Below are 12,873 nucleotides of genomic sequence, written 5' to 3'. Positions count from 1 at the left end.
AACCCTTGCCGCTGCCCGTTCCCCCTCCTACAAGCACGCCCAGCCATATATCTCGGATTTTTGGAGGATTTCATGCGGCCAAGCCGCCGTGCGCCCGATGAACTGCGTCCCGTGTCGCTGGAACGCGGCGTCGTCAAATATGCCGAGGGTTCCTGCATGGTGAAGTTCGGCGACACCCATGTGCTGGTGACCGCCACGCTGGAAGAGCGGCTGCCGCCCTGGCTGAAGGGCCAGGGCCGCGGCTGGGTGACCGCCGAATACGGCATGCTGCCGCGCGCCACCCTGGAACGCACCCGCCGCGAGGCCTCCGCCGGCAAGCAGGGCGGCCGCACGGTCGAGATCCAGCGGCTGATCGGCCGTTCGCTGCGCGCGGCCGTCGATCTGGAGGCGCTCGGCGAGCGCCAGATCACGGTCGATTGCGACGTCATCCAGGCCGATGGCGGCACCCGCACCGCCTCGATCACCGGTGCCTGGGTGGCGCTGGCCGACTGCATCAACTGGATGAAGGCCCGCAACATGCTGAAGACCAACGTGTTGCGCGACAATGTGGCGGCGATCTCCTGCGGCATCTACCAGGGCACGCCGGTCCTCGACCTCGACTATGCCGAGGACTCCGAGGCCGACACCGACGCCAATTTCGTCATGACCGGCGACGGCCGCATCATCGAGGTGCAGGGCACCGCCGAGAAGACGCCGTTCTCGCAGGACGAGTTTCTGGCGCTGATGGCGCTGGCGCGCAAAGGTGTCGCGCGTCTGGTCGACTTGCAAAAGATCGCGGTGGCGTAGTCAGATTGGTCATGCATCGCCGAATCACCGGAAGGCTCGTCATCGCCACCCATAATCCCGGCAAGCTCGCCGAGATGCGGGAACTGCTGGCGCCGCATGGCGTGGAGGCGGTGTCGGCCGGCGAGCTCGGCCTCGCCGAGCCCGAGGAGACCGGTGACAGTTTTCGCGCCAATGCGGCGATCAAGGCGATCGCCGCGGCGAAAGCGACCGGACTGCCGGCTTTCGCGGACGATTCCGGCCTCGTGGTCGACGCGCTCGACGGCGCACCCGGGATCTATTCGGCGCGCTGGGCCGGCGAAGGCAAGGATTTCATGGCGGCGATGACGCGGATCGAACGTTTGCTGCAGGAGCGCGGCGCCACCGCGCCGGACCGGCGAAGTGCGCATTTCGTCTCCGCCCTGTGCGTGGCGTGGCCCGATGATCACCTCGAGGAGGTCGAGGCCCGCGCCGACGGAACCCTGGTTTGGCCGCCACGCGGCACCGCCGGCTTCGGCTATGATCCGGCCTTCCTGCCCGACGGCCATACGCGGACCTTCGGCGAGATGACCAGCATCGAGAAGCACGGCCTGCCGCCGCTCGGGCTTGGCCTGTCGCATCGCGCCCGCGCCTTCGTGAAGCTCGCGGAGATTTGCCTTGAGCCACGCTGAACGGAAAGCCTTTGGCGTCTACGTGCACTGGCCGTTCTGCCTGTCGAAATGCCCGTATTGCGATTTCAACAGCCACGTGCGGCATGCGCCCGTCGACGAGGAGCGCTTCGTGCGCGCCTTCGCCCGCGAGATCGAGACCACGGCCGCGCGGGTGCCGGGGCGCGAGGTCACCTCGATCTTCCTCGGCGGCGGCACGCCGTCACTGATGCAGCCGCAGACCGTCGGCGCCGTGCTCGACGCCATCGGTAAGCACTGGTCGGTGGCGCGCGACGTCGAGGTCACGCTCGAAGCCAACCCGACCAGCGTCGAGGCGACGCGCTTTCGCGGCTATCGCGCGGCCGGCGTCAATCGCGTCTCGCTCGGCGTGCAGGCACTTGATGACGCATCGCTGAAGGCATTGGGCCGCCTGCACACCGCGCGCGAAGCGCTCGACGCGGTTGCGATCGCGCGAAGCGCGTTCGACCGTTACTCGTTCGATCTGATCTATGCGCGGCCCGACCAGACGCCGCAGATGTGGGCGAGCGAGTTGAAGCAGGCGATCTCGGAAGCCGCCGAGCATCTGTCGCTCTATCAGCTCACGATCGAGGAAGGCACGCCGTTCTTCGGGCTGCATGCCGCCGGCAAATTGCAGACGCCGGATGAAGCGACCGCGCGCGCGCTCTACGACGTGACGCAGGAGGTCTGCGCCCGCGAGGGATTGCCGGCCTACGAGATCTCCAATCACGCCCGCACTGGGGCGGAGTGCAAGCACAACCTCGTCTACTGGCGCGGTGAGGAATATGCCGGCATCGGCCCCGGTGCGCATGGCCGGCTCGACATCGATGGCGTCAGGCACGCGACCGCGACCGAGCGGCGCCCCGAGGCCTGGCTGTTGAATGTCGAGGAACGCGGCCACGGCGTCGTCACCGATGACAGCCTCAACAGCGAAGAGCGTGCCGACGAATTTTTGCTGATGGGGCTGCGGCTTGCCGAGGGCATCGACCCCAAGCGCTATGCGGCACTGTCCGGCCGCCAGCTCGACCCGCAGCGGATCACAATGCTGCGCGAGGAAGGCGCGATCGCCGTCGACGCCGACGGACGGCTGCGCGTGACGAAGTCAGGATTCCCGGTGCTCGACGCCGTCGTCGCGGATCTCGCCGCCTAGGTGCACGCTGCCAAAATATCGAAAACAACCCCATGCAAAGTAGCTGGCGGGTTCCGGCGCTCGACAAGGCAGCTTGCCCGCCTAAGCCCCAAAACTCTTCGGCGACCCCGCAACCGGTGTGCCGCCGCCGGACGCCACCTTCATGACCGCAAGGCCGCGTTCATTGGTGCCGTCGGAGCGGAAGCGGAACAGGCCGTCGATGCCGGCAAAGCCGGATGGATTGGTCAGCGTCTCCGGCGCGAAGCGCTGTGCGCCTTGGGTGCGCGCCAGCGCCGCCATCAGCGCGACGGCATCATAGGCCAGCGTCGCGGTCCGCACCGGCTCGCCGCCATATTTGGCGCGGTAGCGGCCGGCGAAGCTGCGGAAGCCGGACGGGTCTGGCGCGGCGTAGAGGCCGCCCTGCAGCACGGGGCTCGCGAACACCCGCGGATTGTCCCACAGCCCGGTGCCGAGCAGCTGGATGTTGCGCAGATTGGCGCCGGCCGCGGTCAGCGCATCGGCGGTCGCGACGACCGAATCGCCATCGTCGGCAATCAGCAGCGCGTCGGCCTGGCCAAGCGCCTGCGCCACGGTCCGTGCCGGCGTTGCGCGATCGGCGCCGTATTTCTCGAACGCGACGACGCGGCCGTTCTTGCGGCCGACCGCCTGCTTGAACGCGGCCTCGACCACATTGCCATAGGCGTTGTCGGGCACCATCGCGGCGAATGAGCGCTTACCGATCCCGGCGGAATAATCGACGATCCGATTGATGTCGGACTCCGGCAGGAAGCTCAAGAGATAGACGCCGCGTCCGGCCACGCTTGAATCGGTGGAGAACGCGATCACCGACGTTCCGCGCGGCCGCGTGAGTTGCGCCGTGGCCGGCACGGAGCCCGCGAACAGCGGTCCCAGAATGATCTCGGCCCCTTCCGACAGCGCCTGCTGGGTGCCCTGCGCCGCGCCTTGCGAACTGCCGCCATCGTCCTTGATCAGCAGCTGAATGTTCGGGTTCTGAAATTCCGCCAGCGCCATTTCGGCGGCGTTCCGCATCGACTGCGCGGCGAGCCCGGCATTGCCGGATGCCGACAGCGGCAGGATCAGCCCGATCTTGACTTGCCCGGTACCGACCGCTTGCGGCTGTTGCTGCGGGCCGGCGGGTCCCGCCTCCTGGCCGCCGCCGAACGGACTGGAGAACTGGCTCAGGCTTTGCTGGATACCGGAGCAGGCCGACAGCAGCGGCGCGCCCACGATAAGACCAAGCGCGGTCCGCCGGGTCGTGCCCGACGGCGGGGACTTGTGGTGATGCGGGCCTTCCATCGTCTCTCTTCTCTTGGCCGACCATGATCGGCCAGGACTCCATCCGGCTCTGATGAGGCGGGTGGATTCAGGCATATTGTCGGCGAATAGTTAACCGGAACAAAAGGATTATGGCCCCGCGGCGCCGTTGCCGCGGCCCACATTTCCGGCGCAGCGACCTTCAAGCAACACCCCTGCGGGTGTGGCGCAAGCGCTGCCATCCCACTAGGAGCCCGTCCAGATATGTTTTCGTGACGGGCATTTGTTGTAGAGTAGCAGGCTCAGGCTGCGTTTGCGAGGTTGAACAGCTTGAGGAGGTTATGGACGGTGCAGATCATTGTCCACTCGGCGCGCACTTTCTCGATGCCCCGCAACAGGAACTGGCGGAAGCCTCTTGCCTGTTTGATCTGCCCGAACACCGGCTCCACCACTTGCTTTCGCAATCGGTAGGGTGTTTCGAAGCCGCCATCGTCGATCTTCTTTCGCATGGCCTGTGTCAGCGGGCCGCCGACTTTTCCGTTCGCTACTGTCGGGTGCTTGGCGCGTCCGGGCGCGACATAGCCATCGATGCTGCGTGTGTCGAGCGCTTCGAGATTGGCTTCGCTGCAGTAGCCGGAATCCGCTGAGGCCTGCCGCGGCTTGCGGCCAAGATTGCTCTCGATGGCCTCGATCAGGGGCACCAACTGGCCCTGATCGCTGCCGTGCTGGGTCAGTTCTTGCGCGACAATGATCTGGGCATGTGCATCGACGGCCGCCTGGGCATTATAGGCCTGAACGAAGCCATCCTTCGACTTCATGATGCGGCTTTCCGGATCGGTGAAGTTGCGTTGCGCCTTGGGATTGGGTTCCTCCGATGGCAGCGCCGCCGGTTTGCCCGGCTTCTTGCGGCCTTCGGCCTGGCGCTGCTGTTCCTTTTCGGCCTCGATGCGGCGCTCTTCCTCCGCCGCCAGTTTGGCGTCCGCTTCCAGCGCCGCCATCGCTTGCTGGATCTTCGCCAGCCGTTTCTGCTTGTCGACGGTCCAGTCCGGCAGTTCGTCGCTGTTGCCGAAAGTCTCATCCTCCGAGGCATCCGCCGCCTCGGCGGCCGCCAGCATGCGAGCGACCTCGGCCTTCAATTCCGCCTCGCGCTTCTTCATGCGCTCATAACTCATCGCCTTGTGTTTCGACGCGTTCGCCTTGATCTTCGTACCATCCAGCGCGACATGACCGAGCTTGACCAGCCCGGCCGTCTCGCACAACTTCAGAACCTGCACGAATAGCGCGCCGAGCGCCTTCAAATGTCGCTTGCGAAAGTCGCTGATCGTCCGAAAATCCGGCGCATCCAGCGCCACGATCATCACAAAATCGTTCCGCTCCCGGCAGGCCTTGGCAATCCGACGCGACGAATACAGCCCACTCGCATAGCTATGCAGCAGCAGCGCCACCATCATCCGCGGATCAAACGGCGGCTGCCCAAGCCCGCTCACATAGCTGCCCATGATCTCCCTGAGATCGAGGCTCTCCCGCACCAGATCAACCATAAACCGCGAGACATGGCCTTTCGGCACGAAGTCCTGCACATTCGGCGGCAGAAGCAGCGTCTGATCGATGTTCCAAGGCCGAAAATACTTGCTCATCGCCCAATGTTGAATCAGACCCGACCAGATTTGAACAGCGACTATCCAGACAAGCTCCTAGAGACGGAATTCCTCGCCAAGGTAAAGCCGACGTACATCGGGATCATTAACGATCTCCTCCGGGCTTCCCTCAGTCAAGATCTCACCGGCATAGACGATGTAGGCGCGGTCGGTCAGGCCGAGCGTCTCGCGGACATTGTGGTCAGTGATGAGGACGCCGATGCCGCGGTTGGTGAGATGGCGGACGAGATCCTGGATGTCGCCGACCGCGATCGGGTCGATGCCGGCGAACGGCTCGTCGAGCAGCATGTAGTTCGGGCGTGTCGCCAGCGCGCGCGCGATCTCGACACGGCGGCGCTCGCCGCCGGACAGCGCGATCGACGGGCTTTTGCGCAGCCGCGTGATGTTGAATTCGTCGAGCAGCGAATCGAGCTCATGCTCGCGCTTCTTCTTCGAGGGCTCGACGACCTCGAGCACGGCACGGATGTTCTGCTCGACCGAGAGGCCGCGGAAGATCGAGGCTTCCTGCGGCAGATAGCCGATGCCGAGGCGCGCGCGCTGATACATCGGCAGCTTGGTGACGTCGTGGCCATCGAGCTCGATCGCGCCGCGATCGGCCTTGATCAGGCCGGTGATCATGTAGAACACGGTGGTCTTGCCGGCGCCGTTGGGCCCGAGCAGGCCGACCGCTTCGCCGCGGCGCACATAGATGCTGACGCCGCGCACGACCTGCCGGCTGCCAAAACTCTTTTCCACGCTATGCACAGCCAGATAGCCCGGCCGCTTGATCAGCTGCGGCGCAGCCGGAGCGCTGTTCCTCGCGGGCCGCGCACGCGCCGGCGCTGCAGCGGGCTGCGATCGCGGCAACTCGACGTCGGGAACGGGGGCGGCGCGCGCCATCGGCGGCGCGTCGCGCACCGGTGACGTCAGCATCTCGCCGAAGGAATCGCCGAGCGCCGTGATGTCGTCATGCGAGCGCGCAAATCCGGTGCTGCGTTTCGCAGGGCGCCGCCGGAACATGCCGAGAAAATCCACCATCCCCGCTTCGCTTCAGCCTTTCACGGTAATCCCGCGACTTTGCCTGCGGACCAATCGATTCGCACGCGAAGGCGCAAGCATGATCCGGAAATCTGGATTCCGGCCTCCCCTCGCGACAACAGCGGACGCGTTTGCGCGGAGATCATGCTCAAACAACACGGCAAGGCGCGATCACCCGCGCCTTGAATGAATGGATGCCCCTGACCGGCCAACATGCGCCCCCAAGGCGCATCGTTCGGCCGGACCGCTGCAGTAGATACAGCCTCACCCCGCGCGCTTCAACCTCGCGGCCGCAAAATATTATCTAATGCATTGATTTATCTTGATTTTGGTGGCTTGGCGGAAGCTGACGGGGGGGCTTACGGGCGCCGGCGCGCCGCCGCAGTCTTGTCCCTGAGCGACCATGGCCTGCACCCTGCCGGTGTCGGATTCCACGCGCGAGACGCCGGTCGTCATGTCCACAAGCAGGCGATCGCCGCGCACCACGTTCTGGCACTGGGTCAGCACCACCTGGCTGCCGCTGCCGCCGAGCATGGTGATCAAATTGGTCTTGGTGTCGAAGATCGCGGTCGTGCCGGTGACGACCTGATCCTTCTGGGTCACGACGACGTCGCCCTTTGCCTCCAGCCGCTTGATCGAGGACGCGCCGGCGGGGCGTCGCCGGTTGCACCGCAGGATCCTTGGGCGCCCCCTTGGCCGCGGGTGACCCCGTGGCAGTCGCCGGCGGCTGGGTCGATTTATCCTCGTAGAACACGACCAGGATCTTCGAGGTCATGGTGGTGTCGCCCTGCACGACCTTCACATTGCCGGAGAAAGTCGCCTCCTTCTTCTTGTCACGCATTTCGAGCAAGGCCGCCTCGATCTTGACCGGCTGGTTGCGGTTCTGCGCGAAGCCCTGCATGGCATTGGGCACCGACGCAGTGCCCTGTCCGCGCGCGGTGTCGGACGCCATCAGAGTGAGGACGGCGACGATTGCGGCACGCGAAAGCAGCATCGGCATGACGATCCTCGCGCCACCGGCGCCTATTTTGGCTTGCCCGGGATGAGCTGAAGCGGCGACGGCGCCGCTGGGGCAGCAGGAGCGGCGGCAGGGGCTGCGCCAGGGGCGGGCGGCGTTGCGCAGCCTCCCTTGCCGCTCTGGCCGCCCTGAGACTGGATGAACAGGCCCTGCACCTTGCCGCTGCTGGATTCCACCCGCGAGACGCCGGTGGTCATGTCGACCAGCAGACGGTCGCCGCGCAGCACGTTCTGGCACTGGGTCAGTACCACCTGGCCGCCGGCGCCGCCGAGCATGGTGATCAGATTGGTCTTGGTGTCGAAGATCGCGGTCTCGCCAGTGACGACCTGGTCCTTCTGGGTCACGACGACATCGCCCTTCGCCTCCAACCGCTTGATCGAGGACGCGCCGCCGGGGCCGGGCGTGGCCGACTGCATCGGCGCAGCACCCTTGGCGGCCGCGGCCTTGCCGGCCGGCGCAGGTGCCGGCGCCTGGGTCGACTTATCCTCGTAGAACACGACCAGGATCTTCGAGGTCATGGTGGTGTCGCCCTGCACGACCTTCACATTGCCGGCGAAGGTCGCCTCCTTCTTCTTGTCGCGCATTTCGAGCGACGCCGCCTCGATCTGGATCGGCTGGTCGCGGTTCTGCGAAAAGCCCTGCATGGCGTTGGGAACGCCGGTCATCGTGCCCTGCGCGGACGCATGACTCACTGCGAACAGCGCGAGCAGAGAGGCCGCCATTGCGATGCCGTGCGGAAAACGTCTCATCATCAAAATCATTTCGTGTTGGCGGATTTGCGCGCCTTCGGCGGCGGAGGAGGCGGCGCGGGCTCGGCAGGCGGGTTGTTGTCGCCGAGCTTGTCCAGATTCATCACGACATTGCCTTCGAACCGCACCAGCTCGCCGCTGTTGTAGATCCGCAGGCGATCGGAGGTCAGCGTGCCCTCGAGCAGCTTGACGTCGACATGCTCGTCCGACGACACATTGCCCTTGTTGATGTCGACGAAGGCCTGCGTCAGCTTCGCCTCATAGCCGGTGGACGATTGCAGGAAGATATCCTGGCGCAGGTCGAGCAATTGCTTCTTGTTGTCGAAGAAGCCGGTGCGCGCATCCATCGTCACCGTCGACTGATCCTGCTGCGCCACCTTGGCGCGGATGGTCTTCAGCTCGACATGGTCGGGATCGGTGACGTCCTGGATCGCCGCCTTGGCCCACATCTCATAGGGCCGCCCGTCGGCCGAGAAGCCGGCGATATGCGGCGATTCCATCGTGATCTTGGTGCCCGACACCACGAGGTTGTCCATCTCGAGCGGCAGCTTGGGGATCACGTCGTGGAATGGATTGAACACCGAGATCGAGATGATCGAGGCCATCGACAGCCCGACCACCGCCGGCACCGCGATGCGCAGGATCCGCACCATACGGCTGTGCCGCGCGGCGGCGGCAAAGCGCGCCTCGAGGCCCGTGACATAGGCTGGATTCTGAACCGAATTCACCTGAGCTCCAGAGGCGCGAAATCGCCCCTATTCTAGCCGGAGCCGCCCAAATATGCAGCCCGGACCCGGCGTCGCGCCCCCGCTGGGGGACCACGCGTGAACAGTTTGGCCGAAACGGGGCGGAATCGCCCCTGCTGCGACGAATTCGGCGCCCATTATGAATGGGCGAAAATGTCCTCGGCCTCCCAGCCGTCGAGATCGAGCCTGGCGCGCGTCGGCAGGAATTCGAAGCAGGCCCTGGCGAGATCCGTCCGTCCCTCGCGCGCCAGCATGACATCGAGCTTGTCGCGTAGCGCGTGCAGGTGCAGCACGTCGGAGGCGGCGTAGGCGAGCTGGGCCTCGCTCAGGCTTTGCGCGCCCCAGTCGCTCGACTGCTGCTGCTTCGACAATTCGACGTTCAGCACCTCGCGCACCAGATCCTTCAGGCCGTGGCGGTCGGTGTAGGTGCGCGACAGGCGCGAGGCGATCTTGGTGCAATAGACCGGCGCCGGCATCACGCCGAAAGTGTTGTAGAGCACCGCGACGTCGAACCGCGCGAAATGGAAAATCTTGGTGATCTTGGGATTGGCGAGCAGCGCCTTCAGGTTCGGCGAATCGGTGTGTCCCTTCGGAATCTGGATCACGTCGGCGGTGCCGTCGCCGTTCGACATCTGCACCACGCAGAGCCGGTCACGATGCGGATGCAGTCCCATGGTCTCGGTGTCGATCGCCACCGAATCGGTGTAGCGGGACAGATCGGGCAGGTCGCCGCGATGCAGGCGGATGGTCATGCTGTCAAAAACCTCGTCGAATCGCTGTCGGGACAGGCTATCGCTGGCACAGTTGGTTCACGGTGTAGCGCCATTGTGCAGCGGAGACAATGGCTTGCTGCCCCACACCGTCCGACGCCAGCGCACCGCTACTGCCAGCTGACGCGCAGCCCGAACCGGCCGGTGATGTCCTCGCGATGCATCGAGTCCACCGAGGTCGTATAGCCCGCGCTCGCATAGGCGCTGACCGCGCGATTGAGCTGCGCGGAGACGCCGGCGCCGATCTCGACCGCGGTGCCGCGGCTTTGCACGCCGATCAGGTCTGTCGTGGCGAAGGCGATGCTGCGGTCGTTCGCGGCGGTGTGCCAGAGATTGGCCTCGAGATAGGGACGCAGTTCGGCGGTGCCAACCGTGAAGGTCGCGGGAACGCGGACCCCGAGCCGGCCAGTCAGCGTATCGGCGCTGCCGAGTGCGACGCTGGAGAACATGTCGTTGAAGCTGTCGAACGATTGGCGTTGCCAGATCAGCTGCGCCTGCGGCTCGATCGCGACAAACCGATTCAGTGGGATCGGTACCCCTGCTTCCAGCGACGCCGCGACGCCGGTGCCCGACACACGCGCGCCGACCTGGCGATCCGATTGCGGACTTGCACCGTAGAAGCTGCCCATCAGAACGGCGTCGACATACCAGCCCGAGGGCCCGATATGGGTCCAGTAGCCGCCGACATTCTGGCTGTCGATCGAGAGCGTGCCGGTGCGGACATCATTCAAGCCGAGCGCAAAACCGTTAACGGTGCCGCTGGCCCAGCCATAGGCATAGAAGAAGCCGGCGCGATCATGGTGATCGGGCGCGGACTGAAAGCGCAGGATGTCGACGCCGACCTGCACGCCGGCCATGGTGCCGTCGAACGAGGGGCTGACCGTACCGGCCCAGCCCTGCGAGCTGTGCGAGCCATAGGCGCGCGCCCACGCTGCCGGCTGCTCGCCGCTGCCGGTCAGCAGGGCCTGATCGCCCTGGCGCTGATGGAAGGTGCCGAGCGTCGCAAGCCCGAGCTTCTGCGCGACCTGCGGCAGCGCCGAATAGACCGAGGCTTCCTCGCGATAGAGCTCGACTGGCGCTGCGCCCGCCGGCGGCGGCGTCAGCGCCGACACCTCGGGTGCGAGCGGCGTCGATGGCGGCGGGACCACATCGGGCGATGCCGGCGGCGGCGGCGGAGGCGGAGGCGCAAGCCGCGGCGCAGGCGCAGCCGTGCCGGGCAACAACGTTGAGCGCAGATACCAATTGTCGGCGCTGCCCGCGGACACGCCGCCACGGAACAGGAGATATTCGTGCGCACCCGCCACCACGGCGTTGGTCAGACCGAATGCGCCTGCCGCCGTGGTGCCGCCATTGACGGCCTGCACCACCATGATTCCGTCGGCGGTGGTGAGCGCGCCCGCGCCGCCGGCATTGCTGACGGTGACGGCAGTCGAGCCCGACGCATTGCCGCCGGAGATGACGAGACGATCCGACGGCGAACCGTCGCCACCGAGCACGGTGCGCAGAAAGAGCCCGCCGCCATTGCCGACATAGTTGCCCGCGATCGTGAGACTGTTCGCAGCGGTGGCGCCGCCATTGGTCAGGTTGATGACGCCGGCATTGGTGACGGTAACAGGCGGTCCGCCCGGAAACGGCGTGATCGACGGATTGGCGCCGTTGCCGGCCAGCAGGCTGGTGCCTGATGCAATCGTCACATTGCCGGTCAGCGACGTCTGCAGCGTCAGCGAGCCGCTGTTGATGAAGGTGTTGGCGAAGGTGCCGGTGCCGGCCCAGGTCCAGTCGGCACCTTCCATCGTCAGCGTCTGGAATCGCGTGAACGGGTTGTTCACCGTGCCGCTGCCCTGCAGCCGCACCTGGTTGTTGCCGCCGCCGCCATCCGCGAGGCCAACGATCTGCGAGCCGGTTTGCAGGATCATCGTCACCGCACCGCCGCCGCCCGCGAGCGCCGTGCCGCTGTTGCCGGCGATCAGGCCGGCATTGACGATGGTGGTGGCGCCGTTGAGCGTGCGGATCGCGGGCCCCGACTGGCTAATGATCCGGCCGCCGGCGAGATTCTCGATGCGGGCGGTGAATGACGATCCCGCGGTGTTGGAGAACACGCCGTCGGCATTGACGCCGCGCGCCTCGATGGTGCCGCTGTTGCGCAGCACGCCGGCATTGCCTTGCATGAAAACGGTGTTGTTGGCGGTGCCGCCGGCATCGCCGCCGGTCGTCAGCAGCGTGCCGGTGTTGGTCATGTTTGCGAACTGTCCGGCGGAGAAGATCGCGCGCGCGCCTGCGCCCGCCGTGGTGACGGTGCCGCTGTTGGTGAAGCTGTTGCTGTCGCCGGTCTGCACATAGAGGCCGTGCGACTGCGGCCCCTGGGTCGTGATCGTGCCGGTATTGATCAGCGTATTGTTGTTGTGTTGCGTCAGGCCGGTGATGGCAAGCCCGCGCGAGGTGCCGTTCTGCGTCGTGATGGTGCCGTTGTTGATCAGCGTGTTGCCATTGCTGCTGGCGGCGATCGCGTTGCTGCCGGCACCTGTGGTCGCGATCACACCGGACGCACCGTTGGTGAAGACATTGCCGTTGCCGCTGCCAAAGATTCCGGTGCCGCCGTCGCTGATGGACAGCGTGCCGTTGTTGGTGGCGGCGCTGCCCGCGACAAGGCCGATCGCGGTCGCTCCGGCGCCCGGCGTGATGCCGGCGCCCGGCAGCACGTTCACGGTGACGTTCGAGCTGCCGGCTGCAGCCTGCACGCCGACGGCCGAGGGATTCGGCGCAGCGGTCGAGCAGGTCACCGTCTGACCGCTCACCGGCGCGAAACTGTCGCAGGCGGCGAACGCCTGCGAGACGGATAGAAGACAGCCGCCACCCAGAGTGCACGACAGAATCGTCGCTAGCCGCGATGAAACCATGCCCTTCTCCAATACCGGCGCGAACCCGAGCCCCCGGCCTCGCGCCCCCTGCTACCCCCTGCCCCGCTCTCAGCGTCGGCTGATCACTCCGTTCAAGCTTGAGACGATTTGCAGCGATCTGTTGCGCCATTGCCACAGATGGAACCATGAGCTGCATCGTTTCGATTCACACCCTTGACGTGCGTAC

The 12,873-nt window shown here is 65.9% G+C and carries 10 protein-coding genes and 1 pseudogene; 3 read left to right on the top strand and 8 right to left on the bottom strand.

Features of this window, described 5'->3' with window-relative positions; genetic code table 11:
- Positions 1–72 precede the first annotated feature (72 nt).
- From rph to hemW, 3 genes are read left to right on the top strand one after another with little or no spacing between them, the layout of a single operon-like run.
- Entirely contained in the window at positions 73–786 is a 714-nt protein-coding gene (gene rph / locus HAP54_RS11915) for a ribonuclease PH (protein ID WP_166300189.1), read from the top strand.
- A gap of 11 nt (positions 787–797) precedes the next feature.
- The gene (rdgB, locus tag HAP54_RS11910; RefSeq protein WP_166300187.1) at positions 798–1,433 is read left to right on the top strand and encodes an RdgB/HAM1 family non-canonical purine NTP pyrophosphatase; all 636 of its coding nucleotides are present in this window, start codon (positions 798–800) and stop codon (positions 1,431–1,433) included.
- Complete coding sequence (gene hemW, locus HAP54_RS11905) at positions 1,420–2,577, top strand: radical SAM family heme chaperone HemW (RefSeq protein ID WP_166300185.1); 1,158 nt, start codon at positions 1,420–1,422, stop codon at positions 2,575–2,577. Before rdgB ends, hemW begins: the two co-directional genes overlap by 14 nt.
- A gap of 81 nt (positions 2,578–2,658) precedes the next feature.
- Here hemW and HAP54_RS11900 read toward each other — a convergent pair whose 3' ends face one another.
- From HAP54_RS11900 to HAP54_RS11865, 8 genes and pseudogenes are all read right to left on the bottom strand, one after another.
- On the bottom strand, positions 2,659–3,873 hold the full coding sequence (locus tag HAP54_RS11900) for a penicillin-binding protein activator (protein ID WP_166300183.1): 1,215 nt from the start codon (positions 3,871–3,873) through the stop codon (positions 2,659–2,661).
- 260 nt (positions 3,874–4,133) lie between these two features.
- Positions 4,134–5,468: an IS1182 family transposase gene (locus HAP54_RS11895; RefSeq protein ID WP_166202952.1), complete on the bottom strand. Its 1,335-nt coding sequence runs from the start codon at positions 5,466–5,468 to the stop codon at positions 4,134–4,136.
- 57 nt (positions 5,469–5,525) lie between these two features.
- Positions 5,526–6,506 (bottom strand): LPS export ABC transporter ATP-binding protein, encoded by a 981-nt coding sequence (gene lptB / locus HAP54_RS11890; RefSeq protein ID WP_166300181.1) that lies wholly within the window; start codon positions 6,504–6,506, stop codon positions 5,526–5,528.
- A gap of 300 nt (positions 6,507–6,806) precedes the next feature.
- Positions 6,807–7,506: pseudogene (locus HAP54_RS11885) on the bottom strand (LptA/OstA family protein).
- A 23-nt stretch (positions 7,507–7,529) separates the two neighbouring features.
- Entirely contained in the window at positions 7,530–8,285 is a 756-nt protein-coding gene (locus tag HAP54_RS11880) for an LptA/OstA family protein (RefSeq protein WP_414646191.1), read from the bottom strand.
- Entirely contained in the window at positions 8,282–9,001 is a 720-nt protein-coding gene (gene lptC / locus HAP54_RS11875; RefSeq protein WP_166300177.1) for an LPS export ABC transporter periplasmic protein LptC, read from the bottom strand. Before lptC ends, HAP54_RS11880 begins: the two co-directional genes overlap by 4 nt.
- Before the next feature lie 155 nt (positions 9,002–9,156).
- On the bottom strand, positions 9,157–9,771 hold the full coding sequence (locus HAP54_RS11870) for a ribonuclease D (protein WP_166300175.1): 615 nt from the start codon (positions 9,769–9,771) through the stop codon (positions 9,157–9,159).
- Positions 9,772–9,899: 128 nt separating this feature from the next.
- A complete protein-coding gene (locus tag HAP54_RS11865; protein WP_166300173.1) occupies positions 9,900–12,686 on the bottom strand; it encodes an autotransporter outer membrane beta-barrel domain-containing protein in 2,787 nt (928 codons plus the stop codon).
- Positions 12,687–12,873 lie beyond the last annotated feature (187 nt).

This window comes from Bradyrhizobium sp. 2S1, assembly GCF_011516625.5.
GTDB lineage: Bacteria > Pseudomonadota > Alphaproteobacteria > Rhizobiales > Xanthobacteraceae > Bradyrhizobium > Bradyrhizobium septentrionale.
This window is presented reverse-complemented; position numbering and strand designations above follow the sequence as displayed.

What these genes read in the sequence shown, in the direction of transcription:
- rph (WP_166300189.1), top strand. Translation starts at nt 73, where the DNA reads ATGCGGCCAAGCCGCCGTGCGCCCGATGAACTGCGTCCCGTGTCGCTG.
- HAP54_RS11880 (WP_414646191.1), bottom strand. Translation starts at nt 8,285, where the DNA reads ATGATTTTGATGATGAGACGTTTTCCGCACGGCATCGCAATGGCGGCC.
- HAP54_RS11900 (WP_166300183.1), bottom strand. Translation starts at nt 3,873, where the DNA reads ATGGAAGGCCCGCATCACCACAAGTCCCCGCCGTCGGGCACGACCCGG.
- HAP54_RS11895 (WP_166202952.1), bottom strand. Translation starts at nt 5,468, where the DNA reads ATGAGCAAGTATTTTCGGCCTTGGAACATCGATCAGACGCTGCTTCTG.
- HAP54_RS11865 (WP_166300173.1), bottom strand. Translation starts at nt 12,686, where the DNA reads ATGGTTTCATCGCGGCTAGCGACGATTCTGTCGTGCACTCTGGGTGGC.
- rdgB (WP_166300187.1), top strand. Translation starts at nt 798, where the DNA reads ATGCATCGCCGAATCACCGGAAGGCTCGTCATCGCCACCCATAATCCC.
- HAP54_RS11870 (WP_166300175.1), bottom strand. Translation starts at nt 9,771, where the DNA reads ATGACCATCCGCCTGCATCGCGGCGACCTGCCCGATCTGTCCCGCTAC.
- lptB (WP_166300181.1), bottom strand. Translation starts at nt 6,506, where the DNA reads ATGGTGGATTTTCTCGGCATGTTCCGGCGGCGCCCTGCGAAACGCAGC.